This window comes from Gallintestinimicrobium sp., assembly GCF_046968865.1.
GTDB classification, from domain to species: domain Bacteria; phylum Bacillota; class Clostridia; order Lachnospirales; family Lachnospiraceae; genus Gallintestinimicrobium; species Gallintestinimicrobium propionicum.
This window is the reverse complement of record NZ_JBKVPW010000011.1, coordinates 55,520-81,585: the sequence shown is the minus strand read 5'-3', so window position 1 is coordinate 81,585 and position 26,066 is coordinate 55,520. Positions and strand designations below refer to the sequence as shown.

The window sequence follows — 26,066 nt, the reverse complement described above, 5'->3', positions numbered from 1 at the left end:
CTCATCCATCCAAAGTTATAAAAATCAACCCCGGACAGAGTTTGAAAAATCACTCCGTCCGGGGTTTTGGATTCATGACAATAGAATGCTCGTCGAGCGTGCATTCTATTGTTGGAATTATTTATAAGTCCATCTGCAGCTCTGCCCAGACCGGGACAGAGACCGATGCACCCTTTCTCGACACTGCAATTGCGGATGCCTGTGCAGCGATCGAAAGACACTGTTCTGCAGAAAATCCCTTTTCCTGCGCCATCAGAAAATATCCGGTAAAGGTATCTCCCGCCGCCGTGGTGTCAACTGCCTTTACTTTCTGTGCCGGGCAGAAATACCGTTCTTCCCGGTCTGCATACCATGCACCTTTTTCTCCGAGGGTCAGTACAACTGCAGCATTCGGATACTGAAACAGCATTTGCTCCAGAATGTCTTTTGGCTCGCTTTTTTGGGTCATTTGCTCGCCCTCTACCTCATTGATGAAAAACAGGGAAACCTTTTCCAGCTGCCAGCTTAAAATGCAATCTTCAAACGGCGATGGATTCAATACGATCGAAATGCCTCTGGCATAGGCCTTTTCCAGAATATCTTCGATTCCATTGATTTCATTCTGTAAGATCAGGACATCTCCTTTTTCAAAGGAATCCAGAACGCTATCGATATATTCCGTCGTCCACATCCGGTTCGTACCGCCATACAGGACGATGCTGTTCTGTCCGTTTTTGTCCACCTGAATGATCGCATGCCCGGTTCTATTGTCCCGTTCCTGCACGAGCCTGCAGTCCACGCCAAACTCCTGTGCTGTTTCCAGCAGCTCACCTCCGTCAGAGCCTACCAAACCTGCAAGATACACCTTGGCACCAGCTTTTGCAAGGGCTGCAGCCTGATTAAAGCCTTTTCCTCCGCAGGTCTTATCCAACTTCACAGAAGCAATCGTTTCTCCCGGTGCGACAATATGATCCAGGGAATAAATATAGTCATAATTTAAGGAGCCCATCACAAGAAAGCTCATGAATCACACCTCATCCGTATCGAAGAATATTTTGCATGGCTTCCGTTTCGAACAGACACGCCAACCACGCCCTGCAGATAAGGATGGTCCGTATCCTCATATTCCAGTACAGCAGTCTCTGTCTGCAGCTGTTGGTTTTGTCTACATCCAACCGGCACTTCTTTGATCTCTGCATGCAGTCTTGCTCCCTGTGCGCAAACAGAAACCTCATAATCCCTGCCAGCTTTCCAGTCAAAGGCTGTCTCTGTCAGAACACGATATCCATTTTCATTTTTCAGGAGTGCAATTTTAGAATCCGCAAGGAGTGCAACTGCATAAGAACGGATCGCCCCCTGTACGCGCACATTTACCATATTGTTTTCGCCTGTCAGGGGAGTCATTTCAAATACCGCCGTATAGTCTTTCCAGTCATATCTGCCGGTATACGCTTCTCCAAAATCTGCGCAGGACAGATGCAATGCTCCCTGATCCAAATACAGATGTCCCTTCAGTCTGGTAAACTGGCTGACTTCTTTATGTAAGCCAGTCCACACTTCTGTCGTTTCCTGGCAAAAATCGATCCGATAATCCGGTGTTCCATCTGCCCACAGATCATCCAAAAGTCCTGCAAAGGTCTGAGTTGCTTCCGTTCCCATCAAAAGATCAAAGCAGACTCCCATCTCACCGATCAGCGCGCCCTCCCAGGACGGAATCTGGAAGCTCAGCTCCTGCCAACAGCCCTTTTTCAGACGTACGCTTTTGCCGGTAAAAATTTTTCCACTCCGCAGATCCCGCACATACAGGCTGCAGTCCGCTTCCCCGGCATACTCCGGAAGCATTACGCTTCCATGTACCGTCTGCCCAGGGTAAACCAGCGGGGAGAAACAGGGATCATATCTGCTGTCGTGAAAATCCTTCGGCTCATAGTAAGTTTTCTGATATACAAAAACACGTTCTCCGGAATTTACCGGAACTGCCGTCGCTTTCAGGCTTCTGCTGCCGCTATGTGCAGACTCGTCTGTATTGCAGACACAGCATTCTCTCGTGATCGGATCCTTCTCATCCGTCACGCTGTCCACCCGAATCTGCATGGAATGCGTAGATCCCGGAAATTCAAAATGACAGCTGTGAATTCTTTTCTCTGCAAGCTCCTTCCACGGCTCCGGAAGCTCTTCCCCTGCAAGCTCATATGCCATTTTCCCGATATACAATGCTCCATAGGGAATATCCATGATGTTTAAGGAGCCTATCACACTGGAGCAGACCAGCAGATCATGCACAGGTTTTCTCCAGCGGTCATAATCAATCCCCTCCAGACCATTTCGGACACCGATAATGGTTGCCACATTACCACCGTTACAATCGGTATCCCATCCACACATTGTAACGATAGCGATGGTATCTGAAAAATCGCCGTTTCCATATAACAGCGCCAGAATCATAACTGCAATATTCGGAATAATATGGCAATTTCCCGGATATTTATCATAACCGTAGTTTGCATGAATGTAGGCAAAGCAGTCTCTCCAGTTCTGCGGATGCTCTTCATAAAACTCCATTACTGTCCGTACGATCTTCGCATATTCACAGTCTGACGGAATATAGGAAAGTCCTGTTTCCAGAATCTTTTTGATCTCTTTTTCCTCAAATGCGACACTGATGCACACAGCCACAAAAATACCGCCGTATAACGCATTGCCATCATGCGTTACACTCGCAGCCTTGCTGGCCAGCTTTGCAGCCAGCGCTGGATTGCCCGGTGCAACCAGTCCCCAGGTATCAATAAATATCTGTCCGCCGATCTGCTCCGCTATTGTACTTCCATTCTGCGCAATACTGCCGCTTCGCGGCGCGGGTATGCCGCTGCGCAGGTTCAGATATGCCGTATGCTCCGTACTCGTTCCGTAACCGCCCCACCAGAAAAATCCATGCTCATAGGGTGCGTAATTTAACAGCGCATTTGCAACATCCTGTGCTGTCATTTCTGCTCCATGTCCGCCATCCTCAAGGCCTCTCAGATAGAATAACGGTCCGTTGCTGTCGTCATCCGCTGCAAACTCCCGATAGTCCACCGGATAGTCTGTCAGTTCTCCATAGATATTTTTTATTTTTTCATATGTCCAGCCTTCTACCGGCGCTCCATAACGGATACCTATGATTTTGGCTAACCAGCCTGCGTAAATACGCTCCAGATATTCTTTTTTCATACCTGTCCCTCTTCAGCCAAAATTCGCCAGCTTTGTAAACAGATCTGAAAAAACTTTATCCCTGTTTACATGATAAACATAACGCATCAGATGTCGCTTCGGATCCACAGAATAATGCCCGTCGTATTCCGGGATCGGGCTGGGCATCAGATAATCCTCCATGAAGCGCTCATCCAGCAGCCATGCGACGGTTGTGATATCCCAGATCACACGAGACCATGCCAGTTCGTTACTGCACCGGCGTCCCTCCGTCTTTGTCGTGCTGACCAGATAATCACAGAATCGGTTTTTTCCCTTCAGATAGGCATCCAGCTCCGGTCCTGTCGTCGTAACCTCCGATACAACGCCGGAGCAGGGGAGCTGCACCAATGCGGCTCCGCACTCAAAAATGATCCTTGCCGCGGCAACGTCCTGATACAGATTAAATTCTTTGTTTTCCGGCCAGTGCAGTGCATTGCCGCCCAGCCATACGATCACGATCCGGTCGATAATATCCGGATTTTTCAAAATTGCAGAAGCCACATTTGTGATGGCGCCGATTGCAAGCACATACAGCGGTTTTTCCGGAGTATAGTTCATTGCACGGGCCGCCAGATCTGCCGCTGCAGGAGATTCTACCGCCGTCTCTTCATCCGGCAGGTAGCCTGCCGAGCCTTTGTATACACTTTTTTTCAGCTCGTCCTTTCCCATCAGCGTCAGAATATTTAAGATCTCCTGATAGCTTTTCTCCATTCCATCTGCAGGGCCTGTGGATTTTTCATTAAAAAACGGCGCTGCATAGATTGCCTGTAAATGGAGTTTTTCTGCAGAGCAAATCAGATACGAAACAGCGAACTGATCGTCAATTTCATTATAGGTATCAGTATCCAGGACAACATCTACCGGTCCCGTCGGTCTGCTCAGACGGGCAAGAAGTCCCGGATCCTCCTGTTTTTTGGGTACCCATTGTGTTCCTTTGTTCTGTTCCATACGTAATCTCAGCTCCTTTTTTTATTTCTGCCCGCCCTTTTTGCTCCGCAGATTTTTTTGTAAACTGTTCAGTACCCTCACAGTTACATTTTTCCTTTATTCCTGAGGTGCCTTTTCTCCGGTTACGCGATCCATTGTATAAAGAATGGATGCCTTTTTATAAAATGCTCGATATGCGATTTGATCTGACATGTGATTTTTCTCCGGTGTGCCATACAGCGGATTCTCCAGGATTTTCTCTGCACATACGATCAGCTCTTTTAAATAGGTTTTGGGAATCGGATGCACATAATGCCCCGGGAAGATCAGATCAAACTCAGCTTCTCTGCCCTCCAGATGCTTCAACGCTTTTGCGTAATGCTCCATCGTATCCGATTTGCAGCGATCCATGATCAGAGTCGGTGTGCTGACTACCGAATCGCCGGAAAACAGCAGACGGTTTTCAGAATCCAGCAGGCAGATCCCATCCTTCGTATGTCCGAAGGTCTCGATCACCTCCAGCTTACGTCCCCCCAGATCAAATACCTTTCCTTCCTCGATGGGATTCACACGATACTCATGAAGATAAGAAATCGTATCTGCTACAGACGCTTCTCCGTTATATTCTTCTCTATCCAGCTGTCTCTCGATAAAGGCGCGGCGTACCTCCTGACAGTTCTGCTCCTTTAAAACGCTGACCGCATTTTTATGTGCATAAACCTCATCAAACCAGACATTGCCGCCAGCATGGTCATAATGATGGTGGGAGTTTACTACCAGACAGGGCAGATCCGTCAGTTCCTTTACAACTGCATGTACATTTCCTGCACCAACGCCTGTATCCAGCAGCAGTGCCTGTGTTTTTCCGATGATCAGATACATCAGCGCAATGCCGAATTCATCAATCGCATATACTCCATCTGCTACCAGCTGAACTGTAAAACCGTTAATTTTCCGAATATTCATGTTATCCATTTTTATTTTCTCCTTTTATTATAACACTTTTTCTTTTTTCTGAAAATTTCGGAATTGATCTGTGCAAGTTATTTTCCATCCCGGCTTATGGGAATTTCCAATCCGTCATATGCCACAACGATCTGATATTCCGGCTTTGCATCCGTCATTATCCCTTGAAGCTTTTCATGAGGCGCCGTATGACACTGATTTATATGGGAAAGATATATTTTGGTATCCTGCCGGATCGTTTTATTTTTTTCAAATGTATCCAACAGCTCCAGAAAAGTATCCGCACATAAATGGGTATTCCATTCCTCCTGCAGCTTCAGATTTCCGAATGTACATTCTGAGATCCAAATGTCAAGATTCTGATTTTTCATGAAATCAAGGGTTTCTTCCTCATACAGTCCGGTATCCATTCCATACAGCATTTTTGTTCCGTCTTTTGCCTTCAGCACATAATTTGCGCTGCGCTCTTTTGCCATATTCCCACCGTGATTTCCACGGATCGGTGTAACCTCATATTCCCCTATGGAATAGGTCTCAAAATATTTCAGCTTGTGAAAGGCATAAATCCCCTTTTTTTCCATTCCCCGGAGAGTTCCTCCAAATGCGATCTCACTGTCACGCAAAAGCTCAATGAACCGATAGCCCTCTTCCGAAAAATAGAAATGCACCGGTGTTGTCCGAAGATGCGTTGCCATGCTCATAAGGCCCAATGCCGTAAAATTAAAATGATCATCATGGGTATGTGTAATCAGAACATGCTCAATGTCACACATAGAACCATATTGAAGTGCCTGGGTGAAAATATCCGGCCCCATATCAATCATAATATTCCTGCCCAGTCGAAAGCAGGAACGCTTGCGGACATCCTTTCCGCCATGCTCACGGGCATAATTGCACATCGGGCAGTCACAAAAGGGACTCGGCACACCCTCCGCTGCTCCTGTTCCATAAAAAATACCTGTGTCAGTCATAAATTCCTCCTTATAGAAATAGTTTTGTCTTTCCGTTACGGAATGCCTGTTTGCATTTTCAGAATTTCATCTGTTTGCACGTTCTGACGCCATTGACATAAATATCGTTTGCCAGCTCCGTAACCAAACGAAGATCCTGCCAGGTTTCACACTTTTTCCCCATAAAGGTAATATTGTCAAAGGTAATATCATGGACACGTACTTCTTCCGTCGGCGTCTGGTATCCTCGAATCAAGGAAACCGGAATATCGCCGTTTAATACCTGAATGTTGTCAAAATGAATATCATTGATCTCCCCTTTGGCAACCTGCTGTGTATACTTGCAGAGCAGAACCTTGATATCGAACAGCTTCTGTTCCGCCTGCTCTACCCTGATATTTCTGTAATGGACGTCATGCACATGACCGCCATCCGCCTGATGGATAGAAATCGCTGCGCCACCCATATTTCCTTCGTACTGACAGTGAATGATATCACAATCCTCAAATACGAGATCGTGAATTTCACTCTGAAGCCCATAGCCTAATTCAATTGCATTGCCCGGCTCCGCATTCCAGAGCACATTATTATGGACATATACCTTCGTCACATCCCGAACAGTCGAAGTATCCGCAATCAGCCCATGCGCCTTAATACAGATACTGTCATCCGTCGAACGGATAAAGCAATTCTTTACCTCCACATCCTGACTGCTCGTAATATCAATTCCATCTCCTGTTACAATTCTGGACATGATATTCATATCATCAATGACCACATGATCGCATGCCGCCGGAACCACATGCCAGGAGGGCCCGTCTACTGCCGTAAAGCCTTTTAAGAGAACATTGTTGCACCACTTGATATAGATAAAAAACCGATGGGCATTACTGTCCGGCAGATGCCAGCAGGCTCCATTGACGATTCCGTTTCCTATAATAGATATATTATCACAATGATCCGCATAAATACAACCAGATACCACGGCACCCTCTTCGATATAAACCGTGTCGTTCGGCTTTAAGGTCAGGACGCCAACATTGTATACTTTTCCTTTTTCAAAACAGATCGTCGTATTTTCCGGTTTCTCAATTCTACGGGAACAGAACACAAACAGTGCGTCATGCAGTCCGCCGTCTGTCTCTACCGTAAATTTCTTCGGCTCGTCGAGATGAATCTGAACAGTCTCTCCTGTTACCGAAGGGACGATTCCAAAGCTGGTCGGACGAATTGCCAGCTTCTCAAAGGGTGTATGAATCGAAATTTCCAGATCATAGGCTTCGTCATCTACTACAATAACATAATCAAAGGAGTCTGTATGATATACCACGCGCTCCGTTCCATTGCAGATAACACTGTATTTTGTTGATTTTTCCAGTTCCTCTACGGAATTCAAAATAAACCGCGGCTCCTCGATCGGATCCGGATTGGGATAATAAATTAAATCGTTTTCAAAATCCTTCATGTCTCTTTTTCCCTCCTGTTTAACCTTATTTAACAAATGGTGTCCCGGGCTCGAGACGCCACCTGCATTTTTTGACAACCAAATCTCCGAACTTCGTATTCCGTTATTTACTGCTGCATGTCTACTTCATCCTGGATTTCCTTTGTGATCTCATCTCCGCCGGATGCCTTCCATTCCTCTACAAAAGAGTCAAAGGCTTCGATTCCTGCTTTGCCTGTAATGATCTTTGCAAAGGTCTCCTCCTCCAGTTTTGTCAGGTTCGACCATTTGGAATCCATCGTCTTAGTTCTGCCGTCATAGCTGCTGTAAATCGGAACATACTCCTCATTTACAAGGGGCGCATCTCCTACCATAATGGAAACCAGACGGGACAGATTGCTCTTTGCCAGATCCATATTTTCAAAATTCCAGTACTTCATGCTGAAGTCATCGTAGGGCTCGTTTTTCAGCTTTGTGATAGTTTCCATATCGTTTCTTAAAAGCTTATGGGTACTAAAATCCACATCATCCATTTCGATTTCGCCTGCCAGATATTTTTTCAGACAATCATAGGATACTTCGATCTCATCTGCATTGTCATATACATTATACAGAGGATAGAAATCCGAGGTACCAAGTGCTCCGGCATTTCCATTTCCCTCTCCCATCCAGCTCTGCTGATATTCGATCAGATAGTTGATGATCTTAAAGGCAGCCTCCGGATTTTTGCATTCCTTGCTTGCAACCACATATTTCGATGTAGGCTCTGCCATATGGGTATAGAATTTTCCGTCCTCCGCAAGGGGTGTAAAATATGCCTGCCAGTCGGCTTCCTGTGCCAGAATCGTATCGCCAACTGTATATCCACACCACCAGGGGCCGAAGAAAATACCCACCTTTCCTGAAAGCAAAGGCTCTGTACTGTCATTTCTTACCAGGATCTCTGTATCGATCAGACCATCTGCATACAGACCTGCAACCTTTTCCAGTGCAGTTCTGGTTTCGTCTGTAATAGATCCGTATACAATATTTCCGCTGTCATCCTTCAGCCAGTATTTCGGGTAGGACTGAAAAGCGCTGAACAGAGGATCCAGACCATAGCGATTACCGCCGTTTCCGTTTACATAATCTGAATTCGCAGGCCCAAGGATACCGATCGTATCATTTTCACCATTGCCATCCGGATCTTCTTTGACAAAGGCCTCGGCAACAGCAACCATCTCATCCCAGGTTCTGGGTGCTTCCAGACCGAGATTATCCAGCCAGTCCTGACGGATCCACATTTCATTTACACCGCCTGCTGTAATGTTGGGCGCCGGAATCGCCATCATCTCGCCGTCTTCATTGCAGATAACCTTCTGCAGTGCTTCGCCGCCGGATTCTATATAGCTTTTCAGTTTGTCCGATGCATAATTTTCATAGTATTTTCCAATCGGCTGGATCAGATCGTATTTTAACAACGCACGATACTGCTCTGCGTTTACATTCATCAGCTCCGGAATCGTATTACTGCCGATACACAGGTTCATCTTTTCATTATAATCTGAGGAAGATGCAACCCAGTCATATACTACATTGATATTCAGATCATTTCTCAGCTTATCAATATAGCTATTTTCTTCATACGTCATTCCTTCCGGCAGTTTTGCATTCGGATTCATGCTTCCGCCAAGATGCACGGTAACTTCTTCCGGATACTTTGCTAAAGGAAGATCCTCCTTCGCAGTTCCCTCTGCTTCCTGTACTCCCTGTCCACCAGCCGCATCGCTTCCAGTACTTCCTGCGGACGATCCACAGCCTGCCGCTGAAACCAGCATTGCTGCAGCACACAACCATACCAATACTTTTTCGCTTTCATACCCTTCTCCTTTTCTTTTATTTGCGCCGGCAAAGCCTGCCGGAAATCACAACAACCTTATTACAACACGCTTATCCCTTTATCGATCCAAGTGTAATACCGGATACAAAATACTTTTGTAAAAACGGATATACTGCCAGCACCGGGATCATCGCAACAACAATTTTCGCTGCATCCAGGGACTGTTTGTTCAGCTTCTGAACCTGCGCGATCTGTTCTACGTTCATCGTTGAAAAATCATATGTAACAACCAGCTGCTGAATATACGTCTGCAGCGGATAATTGGACTGCCTTGCACTCAGTACCATTCCCCGGAAGAACTCGTTCCAGTACTGTACGATGGTAAACAATGCGATGGTCGCTATCACCGGCTTTGCCAGCGGGATAAAAATCAAAACCAGACACTTCCAGGGTTCGGCACCATCCACCAGCGCCGCTTCCTCCAACTCTGCCGGAAGATTCTTAAAGAAATTCACTGCCAGGATCAGATTGTATGCATTTAATCCCATACCAAGCACCAGACCCCAGATGCTGTCTACCAGGCCATAGCCCTTCATTGTAATATACCACGGAACGGTTCCTCCGTTAAACAGCATGCAGAATACCAGAATCCACATAAAAATGGATCTCTTTGGAAACTGCTTAGAGGTTCTCGACAGGGGATATGCCGCAAGCAGGATACAGAACATGCTGACTCCGGTTCCCAACAGCACTCTCTGGATCGATACCCAGAAGGAGCGGAAGAAATCCGACTCCCCAAGGACCTTCTGGTAAGAGAACAGGTTAAATCCAACCGGCCAGAAGGATACCAGACCTGCATTGACCGCTTCCTTGCTGCTCAGGGAAACACATATTACAGAGGCTATTTTGCTTGACCTTGAAGATGCCAACATTTCTATCAGCTCTATCGACATTGAAGGTCAAACAAAAAACAATCTATCTTGAAACAGCTCCGGATGCGCACTTCTGTCCTTGTTGTGGTTTCAGAATGCATTCCAGAGGAACCAAGAATAGAAAAATCAATCATCCAATACTTCAGGATAACTACAAACTTGTTTTAATCCTGAAGCAGCGTCGATGGCGTTGCACCAATCCTGATTACCTTTACGACATCAGTGATTCATTCAAGTTTGTAAGCAAAAACAGAAGGACAACAAACGCAACAGATATGCTTATTGTTGATGCATATCGAAACCTGGCTGAATCGTCAGCATCTATAAGCAAAAGATTCCATGTGTCGGATACATATGCGCATGATGTATTTGACCGGTATGTAAAACTTGATCGACTTCCTCTTACAGATGCTATTTCTGTTGATGAAGTATTTCTGGATATGGACGATAACTGCAAGTATGCTTTGGTCATTCAGGATTTTCATACTGGAGAGCCCATTGATCTTTTACGAAGCAGACGAATGAATGTCACCGAACCATACTTTACATCAATTCCACCCGAGGAACGTAATTCTGTAAAGTATCTTATATCAGATATGTATAATCCATACATTTCTTATGTAGATAAGTACTTTCCAAATGCTGTTCCGGTTGTGGATTCTTTCCATGTGCTTCAATGGGTTACCCGCTCTATCGATAACTACATGCGACAGTTACTTAAGAAATACAAACAACGTGACAGGGAACTTCAAGAACAGTTAACTACTGACCCCATGCATCCTGTTCAGCTGTCCATCTCTGACGAGGTATATATCCTTCAGAAATATCGCCGGCTTATCCTGTCAAATCAGTCAAACATCCGCTATCACTCAGACCCTCGCATGGACCAGCACTTTCACGTTCTAATGAACACTTACGATTATGAGGATTGGCTTTTTCGCATTGATTCTAACCTTAAAGATTTCCGCAACCTTAAGGAACAGCACGTGTTATTCAACTCACGAAATGGCGGCAATCCGATTGCTGTACGTACTGAAATTGACGAATTAATAGTCGTCTACCAAAAATCATCATATGAAATGTTCAGAGATTTCGCCAACTTATTAGAAAAATATAAAGACCCTATCATCAATTCATTCATAATGGTTGAAAAGGTTGGTAATGGAAAGATATATGACAGCCGATTATCCAATGGTCCAATTGAATCAATCAACAGAAAAGTGAAAGATCTTAAGCGGTTAGGGCGAGGCTTTCGAAATTTTGAACATTTCAGAAATCGCTTCCTCTATGCCACACGGTCAGCTCCGGTTCTAAATGGAGTATCTGATTATAATCCTGTCACATATTTTGAAGAAGATGAATTTTAAGGAGGGTTCTATGGAAAACTATTGCGCTTTTAGCAAAGATCATAAATGTATACTCTGGCTCGATTATGAAATTACAAGATAAGAATTAGAAGAATGCCACACGTTGTGCCACGGAAACTGGATTGAGATTGAACACAAGTACAAATATATCCAAGAGCTACGACATCTCCTGGATGAGCACGGAATCCCTTATCCGGAAGAATACGAAATAGACTAAATATTATTTAAGGGGCTGGTGTTATACCAGGCCCTATCTCATACCCTCAAGTTAGCCCCTCATGAAAGCCCCTCTTCTCAGCCCCTCACGAAGAACCCTCAACAACTTTGATTATACTTACTTTGTTTTCCCGCATTTTATACCTCCAATTAAGGAACAGCGGCTAATGAACACCATCAGCCGCTGTCTCTTTTACTTACTTAATTCATCGTTGATTTCTTTGAGAATCTGGTCACCGCCCTGTTTCTTCCAGTTTTCAACAAAAGTATCAAATTCGCTGATATCTGCTTTTCCCATAACAATTTTTGCAAATGTTTCTTCTTCCATTTTTTTCAGGTTTGCCCATTTGGTCTCCATGGTTTCTGTCTGACCATTATATGCATTGTAAACCGGTATATATTTATCATTTACCAATGGATAACCGCCAACCAGAAGTGACACAAGTCTCGGAAGATTAGTATGTACAAGGTCACTGTCCAGATTCCATTTATCCAGGCTGAAATCATCATAAGGTTCCTTTTTCAGTTCAGTAACCGCTTCCATATCATTCTTTAACAATTTGTGCCGTGAGAAATCGACATCATCCATTGTAATCTCTCCTGCAAGATATTTTTCAAGAGTCTCAGTGGATACTTCAATCTCATCTGCATTGTCGTAGACATTCCATAACGGATATAAATCCGCAGCATTCATTTCTGTGGTGGCAATGCCCTCTGCTACCCACCGTTGTTCATTAGCAACCAGATAGCTAATAATCTTAAATGCAGCTTCCGGGTTCTTGCAGCTCTTGCTTGCTACTACATATATCGATGTAGGCTCTGCCATATGCGTATAATAGTCTCCGTCCTCAGCCAATGGTGTAAAATATGCTCTCCAATCTGCTTCGCCTGCCATTGTGGCATCTCCCACTGTATAGCCACACCACCATGGTCCAAAGAAAATTCCAACCTTTCCAGCCAGAAGAGGTTCCTTACTGTCATTTCTGACAAGCATTTCCGCATCAATCAGTTTATCTGTATACAATTTCTGTATTTTTTCTAGGGCTGTTCTGGTCTCCGGCTGAATTGAACCATACTTTACAGTTCCATCCTCATCCTGCAGCCAGTACTGTGGATAAGACTGGAAGCTGCTGAACAATGGATCCAGTCCATACTGGTTATTTCCAATTGCATTCATATGATCTGAATTGCTTGGTCCAAGAATTCCAATGGTATCAGCTTCTCCGTTGCCATCCGGATCCTGGGTTACGAATGCCTCTGCTACTGTTACCAGCTCATCCCAGGTTCTTGGGACCTCCAGTCCAAGATTATCCAGCCAGTCCTGACGGATCCACATTTCATTGATGCCGCCAGCTGTGATATTCGGGGCTGGGATTGCCATCATCTCTCCCTTATCATTGGAGATACATTTTTTCAGCTCTTCTCCACCGGATTCCACATATCCTTTCAGTGTATCAGAAGCATAGTCATCAAAATACTGATCAAGCGGCTGGATCATATCATATTTCAGAAGTGCCCTGTACTGTGCCGCATTGACTTTCATCAGCTCGGGGATCGTACCGCTTCCGATACACAGGTTCATTTTCTCATCAAAGTCAGATGAGGATGCAACCCAGTCGTATACGACCTCGATATTAAGATCATCCTTCAAGAAGCGTGTATAGGGGTTATCCTCAATGCTCATTCCGTTAGGAACCTTCGCATTTGGATTCAATGAACCGCCCAGATGGACAGTTACTGTCTCTGCATATTTTGAAAATGGAAGATCTTCCTTGGCTGTTCCTTCTGCCTCACTTACTGCTGTTGTCTGTGTGCTTACTGCTGTTGTCTGTGTGTTTTCTTCTGATGTTTTGCCGCATCCTGCCAGCGCAGTCGCAACCAGTGCTGTCGCACTTACAAGTGCGATAATCTGTTTCTGTTTCATACTTCTTCCTCCTTTTTTTATCCTTTTACTGATCCAAGTGTAATACCATCTACAAAATATCTTTGCAGGAATGGATATACAATCAGTACCGGTATCATAGCTATAAATATCTTTGCTGCATCCAATGAGAGATTATTTAATTTCATCGCCTGTGCGATCTGTTCTACGTTCATTGTAGAATAATCCAGTGTTACAACCATCTGCTGGATATAGGTCTGCAGTGGATAACTGCTTTGTCTTGTACTCAGGACCATTCCCTGGAAGAATTCATTCCAGTACATGACCATGGTAAAAAGTGCAATGGTTGCCACCATCGGTTTTGCCAGCGGTATGTATATGGATATCAGATTCCTCCACGGTCCGCCGCCATCAATAAAACATGCTTCTTCCAGCTCTGATGGAAGATTTTTAAAAAAGTTCACTGCAAGGATTACATTAAACACCTGTAGTCCTGTTCCCAGCACCAGTCCCCAGATACTGTCCATCAGATGGTAGTTTCTCATAGTGATATACCATGGAACAGTACCACCGTTGAATAACATACAAAATACAAGAATCCACATGAAGATTTCTTTAAGGGGGAACTGCTTTTTCGTTCTTGACAACGGGAACGCTGCCATAAGAACACATACCATGCTGACAGCAGTACCCAGTACTACTCTTTTTATAGATATCAGGAACGAACCAAAAAATTCACCTTCTCCCAAAATCTTCTGGTAGGAGAGCAGATTGAAGCCAACCGGCCAGAAAGCAACTTTTCCTGCATTAACGGCTTCCTTGCTGCTCAAGGATACACAGAGGACATACCATACAGGCATAATACAGATCAACGTAACTATAACAAGGAACACCACATTCAAAACATCGAAAATCTTGGATCCGAGGCTTTTATTCTCAATCATAGATATCACCTCCTAAAACAGTTTATAACCGGTAAATTTATCTGCAAGCCAGTAACCCAGGGCAATCAATATGACACTAATCACAGACTTGAATAATCCGACTGCTGTTGCCAGAGAATACTGCAGATTCTGTAAACCAGCCCTGTATACCCATGTATCAATAACATCTCCTGTTGAATATACCAATGGGTTATACAGATTATATATCTGGTCAAATCCTGCATTTAATATATTGCCAAGAGACAGGATAGCCAGAAGTGCTACTGTCGTCCTTATACCCGGCAGCGTCACATGCCATATCCTCTTAAACCTGCCGGCACCATCTACTGCTGCCGCTTCATACAATGATTTATCAACACCCAGGATAGCAGCAAGATAAACTACTGTATTATAACCGAACCCTTTCCAGATGTCCGTACCAATCACCAGCGGCTGGAACAGCTTTGCTTCCCCGAAGAAATTGATCGGGTCACCACCAAACAGCTGTATCAGCTGATTTATCGGTCCTGTATAACCGAAAATGTTCAGCACGATCTTTGCAAGAATAACCCAGGACAGAAAATACGGTAAGTATACGATTGTCTGAATCGGACGCTTCAGTCTTTTCAATGCCAGTTCATTTAATAATAATGCAAAGATCAGCGGGAAAATAATATTTCCAATGATCTTACCCACAGCAATAGTGACTGTATTACGCAAAACCTGCGCAATGTCACTCATCTGAAACATATACTCAAAATTAGCCAGACCAACAAATTTGGAATGCAGGATGCCCTGTCCCGGATTATAATCCTGAAAAGCCATCACGATTCCAAACATAGGCACGATACTGAAAAAGAACAGCCACAGGAAAGCCGGTACCAGCATTATGTAATAATGTTTCACAAACCTTTTAATGTACATGAGTAAACCTCCCTTCTTTTATAGACAGTTTATCCTGTAATCATATTTTTCACTAGACGATATTGTTTCTGATTTTACAGTCTTTTTTTTAATTTAAAAAAATGTCCGAATCAAATCGAACATTTTTTGGTATTCAAAGTTGTTGAGGGGCTAGTTTCGTGAGGGTACAACTTGAGGGGTTGTCGTGAGAGGCTTTCATGAGGGGCTGGTTTGAGGGTTCTTCGTGAGGGGCTAAACATTATAAACATAATAAGAAACAGGGTTAATCAGTTATTAGCTGGTTAATCCTGTTTCTTTTTTGAAGTGCTATTGGCCCTTCTAGCCTTCTTCTCTTATGATATTTTTGCGGAAATATTTTTTACAAAGGAGGCTATATGAATAGTATCACGGATTTGCTTGACCTTGAATATGCCAACATTTCGAGTCTGTGATACTTTTTCTGTAAAATAATCTAGGCAAGGTCCTTCTATGATAAAATAATTATCATTAGGAGGGCCTTTTATTATGGCAAGACAAAAGAAACCTGTACACAGAGTACAAATGACCGATGGTAAAAGAAACATCATTCGGCAGCTTCTCGAAGAATACGATATCGAGACTGCAGAAGACATCCAGGATGCTCTCAAAGATCTCTTAGGTGGCACCATTAAAGAAATGATGGAGGCCGAAATGGATGATCACCTTGGATACGAAAAGTCCGAGCGTTCTGACAACGATGATTATCGCAACGGCTATAAACATAAGCAGGTAAACAGTCGGTATGGTTCTATGGAAATCGAAGTCCCACAGGATCGAAAATCGACCTTTGAACCACAGATTGTGAAAAAGCGTCAGAAAGATATTTCTGATATTGATCAGAAGATCATTTCTATGTATGCAAAGGGAATGACCACTCGCCAGATCTCGGAAACAATCGAAGATATCTATGGTTTTGAAGCATCAGAAAGTTTCATATCTGACGTGACAGATAAAATACTTCCTCAGATTGAAGACTGGCAGAACCGTCCACTGGATGAGGTATATCCGATCCTTTACATCGATGCAATCCATTATTCTGTACGGGATAATGGAATCATTCGTAAACTTGCAGCTTATGTCATTCTGGGTATTCATACAGAGGGCAAAAAGGAAGTCCTGACCATTACAATCGGTGACAATGAAAGTGCGAAATACTGGCTTTCAGTCTTAAATGAACTGAAAAATCGAGGAGTTAAGGATATCCTGATCATCTGCGCCGACGGCCTTACAGGCATTAAGGAAGCGATTGCAACAGCGTTTCCAAAAACAGAATACCAGAGAGGTATTGTTCATCAGGTAAGAAATACTCTGAAATACGTTCCGGATAAGGATAGAAAAGCCTTTGCTACAGACTTAAAAACCATCTATCAGGCTGCTGACGAGCAGAAAGCTCTGGCTGCCTTAGACCGTGTAACTGAAAAATGGACTCCCAAATACCCGAATTCCATGAAGCGTTGGAAGGACAACTGGGATGCTGTTTCCCCTATTTTTAAGTTCTCAACCACTGTCAGAAAGGTCATTTACACGACAAATGCGATAGAATCACTGAATTCCACCTACCGGAAGCTGAATCGCCAAAGGAGCGTATTTCCAAGCGATACCGCCCTGTTAAAAGCCCTGTATTTGGCCACTTTTGAGGCTACGAAAAAGTGGACTACCACAATCCGGGATTGGGGCCAGGTCTATGGAGAACTGAGTATTATGTACGAAGGACGCTTACCTGAATAATCAAAAGACAGCTTAAAAAGACAGGCGGGAAACCGCCTGCCCTTGACATGCCTGTAAGCAACTGTTATATATAAAACAAGGGCGATAAGCCTAATCCGTAAGCTTATTGCCCTTAATTATCATAGAAGAATCTTATTTACAGAGATTTTCTCATACACTCATTTTTTTCATCTTCCTTTTTAAAACTCTCCCGGTGTACATCCGTACTCTTTTCGGAACAGCTTGGAAAAGTAGTAAAAATTATCGTACCCAAGCTCCAACGCGATCTCGGTCATACTCTTCTCTCCTTTTCGGATTTCCTTTGCCGCCGTTTTCATTTTATATCTTATCACACAATTATGAAACGTTTCTCCCGTCACTTCCCGGAATTTGGTGCTGAAATATCCGCGGCTCATTCCTACTACATCTGCCGCAGCTTCCGCCCGTATACTTTCCGTTACATGCTCCTGAATGTATTGAACTGCACGGATACAAAGACTGATATCATCTGTTTTACTGTTGCTGTTTAAATAGCTGTCCTGCAGCCAGCTGTGGATCCAGTTTAACAACTCCGACATTGTTTCAAATGCCGGAATTTTATCCCGCTGCGACAGCTGCAGGTGGTTAAAGCTGCTTACCAGGATCCGTTCCGCATAGCGCAGCGGCAGCTCTGAAAGCTGCTCTGACATTTTTTCCAGCTCGTTTTCATCAAAGATCCATCGCCCCGATTTAAACTCTTCTTCCAGCTTTCGAACGTTTTCTCCTTCCCAGTCTTCCTCTGTCCGCAGATTTCGTTCTGCCTTTTCCCGTCTTTTATTCTGATATTTCTCCACGATCTTTTTCAGAATCGCATCACATTCCTCCGGATCAAATTCAATTTTGGAAATATAATCCAGTGCTCCCAGACGCAGTGCCTGTCTGGCAAAGGAAAAATCCTCATATACAGAAAATATGACAAAATCTGTTTCCGGATAGTTCTCCTTACAGATTTTCATCAGCTCCAGCCCGTTCATCTCCGGCATATCAATATCTGTAAAAACCAGATCCACCGGATGATTTTCCAAAAACTCCAACGCTTTTTTCCCATTTTGCGCATCGCCGACAACACAAAGTCCATACTGTTCCCAGTCGATCACTGCGATCAGTCCCTTTCTGGCAAGCTTATCATCATCTACGATCAAAACATTCATGTTCGTCCACCTCTTTAGCTGCAGGTAAGATAATTGTGATCTTTGTTCCTGTTCCCCTTTTGCTGTTTACAAACAGATCCGCGTTTCCCTGATAAAATGTACTCAGCATCGCCTTGACATAGCGGATCCCGATTCCCCTGTTCTCTTTTCCTGTATTCCACCGATAGCCGAAGGGTTCGTTAATTTCATCAATTTCTTTTTGACTCAGTCCATGTCCGAAATCTTCGATCGTCACAGCGACCAGGTTCCGTTTTTTGTCAAAAAACGTCTGGATGGCAATTTTTCCTTCCTCCCCAAGACCATATCGGATTGCATTCTCCACCAGAGGCTGCAGCATCATTCGCACAGTCGGTACATTCAGGTACTCGCCTTCCTCCACCGCAATATCTACCTCAAAATCATAGCGCTTCTGCTGCAAAAAGATATAATTTTTTACCATCTCGATCTCTTTTCGGAGCGTCGTTTCCCTTCCTTCTTTTCCGAGATTATACGACAGCAGCTTTTTCAGTGCACTTGTGTATTCTCCGATATCCTTCTGATGACTCATCTGTGCCATCCACTGGATCGAATTCAACACATTCAGCAGAAAATGCGGATTGATCTGGTAAACCAGCTTTTCGTATTCCATCTGCTGTGCTTCCTTTTCCTGCTCTCTTGACCGTTGGATCAGCTCCCGAATCTGCTGCTTCATATCCTCTACATCTCCCAGCAGCTGATCAAATTCTGCGATTCCGCATTCCGGGATCACCTCATCCTGCAAAGAGCCCTGACCGATCCGTTCTATCTGGGTCCCAAGCTCCTGAATAGGCTTTCCAATTAAATGATATAAATACAGCACAAAGGACATAAACAGACTAAAAATGATCAGAACAACCAGGATCGTTTTAAAACGCCATGCATAAATTTCATCTGTATAAGTTCCTTTGGGCAGCGACAGGGCATTCATATATCCCAGCTTGCTCCTGTAAATCAGAAAACGGTAGCCGTCTTTTTCAATTACCTTGCTGGTTTCTTTTTCTATTGCTGTATCAAGCAGCTTCTGCCCCTTGATCACTTTGGGGTTTGTGCTATAGGTCACAACTCCGTTTTCATTCAGCTGTAAAATACTGTAATCATAACCCTGTCGGTTCATTGCCGGACTGATCTCATATTCCGACTTTACCTCCGCATAACAGTCCAGCAAGGTTCCGTCGCCGAAGCGTTCCCTTCTATATGCAGAATAAACCGGCATCTGATTCTGATAAAACACAGATCCGTGGATCCCCTGAAAGGTATTTACCGTTACCTCAAATAAAACCGGTGCTCTTTTATATTCCATGGAAATTTTGACATTTGCATAGTTCGGCACAAGCTCACGGTTCCGATACGGATCATAATAAAATGCAATTAAGAGACTCGGCGAGCTGCTGTTCAGACTCACAAGCTGTGCGCGGAGGTTTTTCTTATTGACATACTGATCGTAATGCTCCTCCTGTGTCAGATACTTGTCCACAGCGCTTCCAACCATACCGTCTGCGCTCATCTGATTCAGTACACGAAGAAGCTTATAACATGCTTCATCCGATTCTTTTGTAAACTGATACAGATTCATTTTCATATTATCTTCGATATTATTCTGATTCATCAGCTGCAGGGAGGAATAAGAGGTCAGTATAATAGCAACTGCACTCGTCAGACTTCCGAGTATCATCAGCAGAAGAATGATTTTCCTTAACGATATTTTTTTCTTTTTCATATACAGATCGATTTCCTATCTCCCATTGTGCTTATTTCGTAAGAACTTCTTTTGTATCCTCTGCTGCGTATCCCCGGGCATATTGTTTTGCCCGTTTCTCTACATACATCATTTCATCTGCCCGTTTCATAACTTCTGCCAGGGACTCGAAATCCTGTACCTGCTCATAGCCAATGCTAACACCCAGAAACTCCGGCTTTTCTCCATCCCGGAAGCTCTGCAGATAGCATTCCCGAAGAGCTTCGATTTTCTCTGCCGGGCCTCCGCTGTACAACACCGCAAATTCATCACCGCCCGTTCGGTAGGCCTGGCCATTTTGCTCTGTCATTTCTTCCAGCATCGTCCCAAAGCGCCGCAGATACTGATCTCCGATATCATGTCCATACTGATCGTTGATCGATTTGAAATTGTCCAGATCCAGACAGACCAGCCATAAAGGATCCGAAAGTGTTTCCAGCATTTCCTGAATATCATTCAGCATAGCACGCCGGTTTTTCAAACCAGTCAGCGGATCCATGGATGCTTTTTTTCGCATCTCTTCCGCCCGCACATGCTCCTCCGCGCCCAGGAAAGAGACACCGTAGCCACACGCAGGAATGATGATCGCCGCAAAGTTCCGTGCTGCATTTACACCTGTCAGCGGCTGCCAGGGTGCCCAGGCATCCACCAAGAGCAGCGAACCATAATAGCTGACAAAGGCAAAGGCCGCCAGCAGTCCCATCCTGTCCTGAAAGTCGCGCAGGACACATCGCATTTTTCCCCGGGCCCAAGTGCGATACAGCACCACCACCACTGCCAGAGACAGAACATAAACACACAGGATCGTCTCCTGATCCGGCAGTCCAAATAACTGTACCAGCAGCATCGCCAACGTCCTGGAAAACAGGATCTGCAAAATCAGCACGTTATCCGCCATATAATAGTAGAAAATGCACGCCGGCAGTCGTGCTTCCGGATATAGAAACCGGTATGCAAAGATCGCAAGCGGTGCGATGAACATGTCGATCCTTTCATGCGTCATATTCGGAAACGCCGAATGGTTTAAAAAGCAGGCATCCAGGAATGCACCGGCTGTGATCCAGAATAAATACACCAGAAGCCACGTGCAAATACATTGCCACAGCTTTCGTTTTGACTTTTGAAACGTATGTGCAAAATAGATCCCTATCAGAGAAAACCCCAAATTCATAATCGTCCTGGTCAGATCTGATAATTCGTATATCATACCCTGTCCCCACTTTGTATTTCTAAATGCCGCCTTTGGCGTCGCTTGTTTTTCTCATCCACATTATAGCACAATTTTCCATGCGATGACACCGCTGAAAAAGGCGCTGCATGCCTTTTTCGTTGCACGCAGCGCCTGTCTTTTGATTGAATTTAATATGCCTTGCCCCAGTAAACCATCTTCTTTGCAGGCTTTCCGCAGCATACACAGGTATCGGACAATGTTTCCTGCTCGAACGGCATGCAGCGGCTTGTTGCTGCAAACTGCTCTTTGATCTTGTCCTCGCACTCCTGACATCCGCACCACATCGCCTTTACAAATCCGGGAGTGTTATTTAAGATATTACCCATTTCTTCCATATTCTTTGCAACATAAGTATGGGATTCTCTGTGCTTTCTTGCTTTTTCCAGCATATCCTTCTGGATCGTTTCCATCAGCTCTGCAATCTTTGCTTCCAGCTCGTCTAATGTGCATTCGAGCTTTTCACCGGTATCTCTGCGTGCCAGAACGCATTTGCCTGCTTCGATATCCTTCGGTCCGATCTCAACACGAACCGGAATACCACGCATTTCAGCCTCTGCAAATTTCCAGCCGGGGCTCTTATCGGTATCGTCCACTTTTACGCGGAAGTTGGAAAGACGATCTTTTAATTCATATGCCTTATCCAGTACGCCCTCTTTTCTCTGCTGGATCGGAATGATCACAACCTGTGTCGGAGCAACCTTAGGAGGCAGAACCAGACCGGAATTATCACCGTGTACCATGATCAGCGCACCGATCAGACGGGTCGTCACACCCCAGGAGGTCTGATGCACATATTTCAGCTTATTGTCCTTATCCGTAAACTGAATGCCGAAGGCTTTTGCAAAGCCGTCGCCGAAGTTGTGGCTCGTACCGGACTGCAATGCCTTGCCATCATGCATCAGCGCTTCAATTGTATAGGTTGCTTCTGCACCCGCAAACTTTTCTTTTTCCGTTTTGCGTCCCTTGATCACCGGAATCGCAAGTACCTGCTCAGCAAAATCCGCATATTCATTCAGCATCTGGATCGTACGCTCTTCTGCTTCTTCAGCAGTTGCATGTGCCGTATGGCCTTCCTGCCACAAAAACTCTCTGGAACGCAAAAACGGACGGGTTTCTTTTTCCCAGCGAACAACGTTACACCACTGATTATATACCTTCGGAAGGTCTCTGTAGGACTGGATATCATTTTTATAAAAATCACAGAACAGTGTCTCAGAAGTCGGGCGAACGCACAGACGCTCCTGAAGCTTCTGCAAACCACCATAGGTTACCCATGCAACCTCGGGCGCGAATCCTTCTACATGATCCTTTTCTTTTTCCAGAAGGCTCTCCGGAATGAACATGGGCATATATACATTCTGTACCCCTGCCGCTTTAAATCTCTCGTCGAGCTGCTTCTGGATCAGCTCCCAAATCGCATAGCCGGCTGGTTTGATCGCCATACAGCCCTTTACGCTGGTATAGCCGATCAGCTCTGCCTTCAGAACCACATCGGTATACCACTGTGCAAAATCTTCTTCCATGGACGTAATCTGTTCTACCATCTTTTTGTCTGCCATGTTATTTCCTCCTTTTCCCTGTAAATCTAAACTGGCGGCTCCTCATTTTTTTTCAAAAACAATAGAATGCACACTCTGCGGACACTTTATTGCCATGAATAAAAAAAAGATACCTGATCCCCAAAGGGACCGGATATCCGGCGGTACCACCCCAATTAACATGCACTCTGCATGTTCGCTCTGCATCCGTTAACGCCGGACCTACGCTGCCTTATTGGGGCAAAGCTCCAAGGGTCGGTTCAAAATGTTCTGCACAGCTGCTTCCACCATTGCAGCCTCTCTGAAGTGCGCTCCCATCTCTACTATTCCTTTTCTGCGCTTCTTTTCTATCTGTTATTGATGATAAAAAAATTCTCCGGATTTGTCAACCGGAAAACGAAAAGTATTGGCGCGTCCGGTGGATGAAATGATGCCGGGCGCGCTGCTCCTGATTATTTCAGTTTATACTTTTTTTCCGCTCCTCGTCCGATAATATCGATCAATCCGTTTTCACTCATCTGACGTGCAAGCAAATATGCTCTCGTTTTTTTGATATTCAGCAGCTCCTGCAGCTCTTCCTCCGTCATTTCCTGATACTCCGCCAGATAATCCAGCACAATTTTCATCTGCGACGTAATTTCCGTCGAAGGTTTCTCTGCTGCAACTGTCAAAGCTTCCTGCTCTGGCATGTCTGCATTTCTGTTTGGCAAGATCATTTTAAACGTATTTTGCGTCACGTCAATTTTAGGTTGCACCGCACAGCCCTTATAGAGTGCAAATATTTTTCGAATGCCAGTCCCATAGGATTCTATCAGTTTTAATCTGTGAAAAATTTCCGCCAGTCTCCGGTTGCGCGGTTGGGAAATTCCACTCCGGATATCTTCCGCTGACAACCCCGGCAACAGCCCTCCAATCGAAATAAATTCCATACAGGAATTATTGACATTGATAATAATGCTTCCACTGTAACTGTAATCCCGATGAACAAGGGCATTCAGCAACGCTTCTCTCAAAGCTTCCTCCGGATAATCCGATTTTTCGATCCGCTCCAGCCCTTTAAAAATCGCTGTCGTCCGGTTACAGAGGGACAGATACGCATAGCTTTCCTCCAGCTGTTTGAAAACAGAACCGCCAAACTCCTTCGCATCCTTGAATACCGTATTGGCATCGTCTCCGAATACCGCGATTTTGGTCGTATGCTTACATTGGTCTGATAAGATCAACGCCAGGTTTGTATACTGATCGTCATGGATATTTCGCAGGCCCAATGCAATATATTTATCTTCTGTGAAATTTACATGATATCGTGCAAATGCCTCTTCTGCTTCCTGAAATGTCAATCCTTGCTCAACGGTGCGCATCTCTTCAAACACATCTCCGTCAGAATCCTTAATCATCTGACGAATCTGATCCGGAGACGCTTGTGCACAGGACGCACCCTGACGGACATATACGCCTGACGGCTTGATTCCTTTTGCTTTCAGATAATATGGTTTATAAGAGCCTTCTCCAACTTCAATCTGAATAAATTTATTCTCCCGAAGGACATACCGCACAAACATGGTCACATCCGGTGCAATGGCATCCCGGACTCCATTTGTCAAACGGGTATAAGTTTCATCTATGTTCTCAATTCCCGTAGGATTTCCCTGATCGTCAACTCCAATATAAATTACGCCGCCTTCTGTATTTGCAAAAGCGATCACTTCTTTATAAATATCATCGATCATCTGGGATTTATATTCAATACGTTCGCTTTCATATTGCACGTACAGCACCTCCTGGCTTTTATCTCCATACCCCCGGTTCCTACCTAGATAAATCTAGTTCTTAGCTATATCATATCTGTATTTTCACTTTTTTCAATAGTATTAGGTGAATTTTCACCCTATCAGAGTGAATATTCACTTTTTTCACTCAGTGATAGTGAATTTTCACTCTCATCACCGCAAACGAAAAGACGCGCAAAAACCATTTTTTGATTTTTGCACGCCCTTCGTTTCCTTCTAAAAAACAGGCAAAGCAATGTATTTATCCCACGATCTAATTATCACCACACAAATTCCCCACATGCTCTGCTTGTTTTTTATGCCGTTTTCGGCAATGAATAAGGCTCCCGGAGTTTTTATGTAACCGCCTTCTGCCTTATCTGTCTCACAGTGTAACATAGCCTGTCCATTCACAGATCAAAATTTCCTGAACGCAGTGAAATTCGTCTTAAACGCTGTCACACGTCGGTTCCCGGAATTTACTTTTCCTTTTTCTCCATGTATTTCCGGACAAATTCAGGTACTTCGGGCTCATGCAGGATTAAAATCAGCTTTCTGTTCACTGCATTTTTTGCGGAACTCAATGCAATTTTTCTAACCAGTTTTGCAGTTTTTTCTTTCATCATAAATATTCTCCTTTTTCAGTATTATATTTTATTCCTTTTACAAGGAAGAATACTGAGCGACTCCAGCAGTGCGGAAATTACAATAATTCCACGCCAGTTCGATTTTGTAAGCAATAAACTCAGCAAAATCAGCCCTCCACAAAATAATATAGAATATACCTTTTTTCGAAGATTCTCTTCTGCTTCTAACAATGGCGCTGTTTTCGTTCTTCCAGGTGCCCTTAACCATAAAATCAGAATGCAGAGTCCCCATAAAACAACAAATACTCCAATTCCCCAGTTTTCTAAAAGGCTACCTGCCACAAGACTAATAAAACATAAAGCAATCATAGCCAATAAGCATGTCCCTCTTGTTGGGCAATGAACTCCGCCTGCCCAACATCTTAATCCACAAAAGGATAATAAACATAATGCAAATTCAACTTCTTTTCCTATCAAAACGCTGATCATAAAAAGAATCAAAAATTTTACGCACACATCCAGAAATACACCAAGCCCAAACTCTATGACTTTACTTTCTGTCTCTGTCAGTTTTAATTCTCTTCTATTCCATTGCGCTATCTGGTTTGCCAGCTTGTCTATCATTGTCCTCTCCTCCTGTATTAAAGATATCACACCTTTTTATGGATAAATCATTTTTTCCTAAACGCATCATTTTTTAACCCAAACGCAAA

Annotated in this window: 20 protein-coding genes, 1 pseudogene and 1 other annotated feature; of the genes and pseudogenes, 3 read left to right on the top strand and 18 right to left on the bottom strand. The window is 44.2% G+C overall.

Annotation, left to right across the window (positions count from 1 at the left end; translation table 11 throughout):
• Positions 1–121 precede the first annotated feature (121 nt).
• From ACLTOQ_RS10825 to ACLTOQ_RS10790, 8 genes are all read right to left on the bottom strand, one after another.
• On the bottom strand, positions 122–1,003 hold the full coding sequence (locus tag ACLTOQ_RS10825; protein ID WP_412319388.1) for a ribokinase: 882 nt from the start codon (positions 1,001–1,003) through the stop codon (positions 122–124).
• Positions 1,000–3,189, bottom strand: coding sequence for an ADP-ribosylglycohydrolase family protein (locus ACLTOQ_RS10820; protein WP_412319387.1), 2,190 nt, complete (start codon positions 3,187–3,189; stop codon positions 1,000–1,002). Before ACLTOQ_RS10820 ends, ACLTOQ_RS10825 begins: the two co-directional genes overlap by 4 nt.
• A 12-nt stretch (positions 3,190–3,201) precedes the next feature.
• Entirely contained in the window at positions 3,202–4,158 is a 957-nt protein-coding gene (locus tag ACLTOQ_RS10815) for a nucleoside hydrolase (RefSeq protein WP_412319386.1), read from the bottom strand.
• A 96-nt stretch (positions 4,159–4,254) separates the two neighbouring features.
• Complete coding sequence (locus tag ACLTOQ_RS10810; RefSeq protein ID WP_412272398.1) at positions 4,255–5,112, bottom strand: MBL fold metallo-hydrolase; 858 nt, start codon at positions 5,110–5,112, stop codon at positions 4,255–4,257.
• 68 nt (positions 5,113–5,180) lie between these two features.
• On the bottom strand, positions 5,181–6,074 hold the full coding sequence (locus tag ACLTOQ_RS10805) for an MBL fold metallo-hydrolase (RefSeq protein ID WP_412272399.1): 894 nt from the start codon (positions 6,072–6,074) through the stop codon (positions 5,181–5,183).
• A gap of 58 nt (positions 6,075–6,132) precedes the next feature.
• Entirely contained in the window at positions 6,133–7,518 is a 1,386-nt protein-coding gene (locus tag ACLTOQ_RS10800; RefSeq protein WP_412319385.1) for a glycosyl hydrolase family 28 protein, read from the bottom strand.
• A 107-nt stretch (positions 7,519–7,625) separates the two neighbouring features.
• Positions 7,626–9,338: an extracellular solute-binding protein gene (locus tag ACLTOQ_RS10795; RefSeq protein WP_412272418.1), complete on the bottom strand. Its 1,713-nt coding sequence runs from the start codon at positions 9,336–9,338 to the stop codon at positions 7,626–7,628.
• A gap of 88 nt (positions 9,339–9,426) precedes the next feature.
• Positions 9,427–10,248, bottom strand: coding sequence for a carbohydrate ABC transporter permease (locus ACLTOQ_RS10790; protein WP_412272417.1), 822 nt, complete (start codon positions 10,246–10,248; stop codon positions 9,427–9,429).
• Here ACLTOQ_RS10790 and ACLTOQ_RS10785 point away from each other — a divergent pair.
• On the top strand, positions 10,227–11,615 hold the full coding sequence (locus tag ACLTOQ_RS10785; protein ID WP_412272416.1) for an ISL3 family transposase: 1,389 nt from the start codon (positions 10,227–10,229) through the stop codon (positions 11,613–11,615). The genes ACLTOQ_RS10790 and ACLTOQ_RS10785 overlap by 22 nt on opposite strands.
• A gap of 94 nt (positions 11,616–11,709) precedes the next feature.
• A pseudogene (locus tag ACLTOQ_RS10780) lies at positions 11,710–11,832 on the top strand (mobility-associated LCxxNW protein); the annotation flags it as partial.
• Between the two features lie 192 nt (positions 11,833–12,024).
• On the opposite strand, the gene ACLTOQ_RS10775 reads toward ACLTOQ_RS10780, so the two are convergent.
• The 3 genes from ACLTOQ_RS10775 to ACLTOQ_RS10765 are packed head-to-tail and all read right to left on the bottom strand — an operon-like array spanning position 12,025 to position 15,560.
• Complete coding sequence (locus tag ACLTOQ_RS10775; protein ID WP_412319384.1) at positions 12,025–13,755, bottom strand: extracellular solute-binding protein; 1,731 nt, start codon at positions 13,753–13,755, stop codon at positions 12,025–12,027.
• A gap of 17 nt (positions 13,756–13,772) precedes the next feature.
• Positions 13,773–14,657, bottom strand: a complete 885-nt coding sequence (locus ACLTOQ_RS10770; RefSeq protein WP_412319383.1) for a carbohydrate ABC transporter permease — start codon at positions 14,655–14,657, stop codon at positions 13,773–13,775.
• 12 nt (positions 14,658–14,669) lie between these two features.
• Positions 14,670–15,560 carry an ABC transporter permease gene (locus tag ACLTOQ_RS10765; RefSeq protein WP_412319382.1) on the bottom strand — a complete coding sequence of 297 codons (891 nt, stop codon included), beginning with the start codon at positions 15,558–15,560 and terminating at the stop codon, positions 14,670–14,672.
• A 504-nt stretch (positions 15,561–16,064) separates the two neighbouring features.
• Here ACLTOQ_RS10765 and ACLTOQ_RS10760 point away from each other — a divergent pair.
• A complete protein-coding gene (locus ACLTOQ_RS10760; RefSeq protein ID WP_412319381.1) occupies positions 16,065–17,306 on the top strand; it encodes an IS256 family transposase in 1,242 nt (413 codons plus the stop codon).
• A 179-nt stretch (positions 17,307–17,485) separates the two neighbouring features.
• On the opposite strand, the gene ACLTOQ_RS10755 is transcribed toward ACLTOQ_RS10760, so the two are convergent.
• From ACLTOQ_RS10755 to ACLTOQ_RS10725, 7 genes are all read right to left on the bottom strand, one after another.
• On the bottom strand, positions 17,486–18,475 hold the full coding sequence (locus tag ACLTOQ_RS10755; protein ID WP_412319380.1) for a response regulator: 990 nt from the start codon (positions 18,473–18,475) through the stop codon (positions 17,486–17,488).
• The gene (locus ACLTOQ_RS10750) at positions 18,453–20,210 is read right to left on the bottom strand and encodes a sensor histidine kinase (protein WP_412319379.1); all 1,758 of its coding nucleotides are present in this window, start codon (positions 20,208–20,210) and stop codon (positions 18,453–18,455) included. The genes ACLTOQ_RS10755 and ACLTOQ_RS10750 overlap by 23 nt, the downstream gene beginning before the upstream one ends.
• Before the next feature lie 31 nt (positions 20,211–20,241).
• Positions 20,242–21,435, bottom strand: a complete 1,194-nt coding sequence (locus ACLTOQ_RS10745; RefSeq protein WP_412271318.1) for a GGDEF domain-containing protein — start codon at positions 21,433–21,435, stop codon at positions 20,242–20,244.
• 152 nt (positions 21,436–21,587) lie between these two features.
• Positions 21,588–23,018 (bottom strand): proline--tRNA ligase, encoded by a 1,431-nt coding sequence (proS, locus tag ACLTOQ_RS10740; protein ID WP_412319378.1) that lies wholly within the window; start codon positions 23,016–23,018, stop codon positions 21,588–21,590.
• 121 nt (positions 23,019–23,139) lie between these two features.
• Positions 23,140–23,343, bottom strand: a binding site (T-box leader).
• Between the two features lie 106 nt (positions 23,344–23,449).
• Entirely contained in the window at positions 23,450–24,766 is a 1,317-nt protein-coding gene (locus ACLTOQ_RS10735; RefSeq protein ID WP_337426646.1) for an RNA-binding domain-containing protein, read from the bottom strand.
• A gap of 479 nt (positions 24,767–25,245) precedes the next feature.
• A complete protein-coding gene (locus ACLTOQ_RS10730) occupies positions 25,246–25,392 on the bottom strand; it encodes a hypothetical protein (RefSeq protein ID WP_337673738.1) in 147 nt (48 codons plus the stop codon).
• Positions 25,393–25,413: 21 nt separating this feature from the next.
• Complete coding sequence (locus ACLTOQ_RS10725) at positions 25,414–25,977, bottom strand: accessory gene regulator B family protein (RefSeq protein WP_337426649.1); 564 nt, start codon at positions 25,975–25,977, stop codon at positions 25,414–25,416.
• Positions 25,978–26,066: the final 89 nt, after the last annotated feature.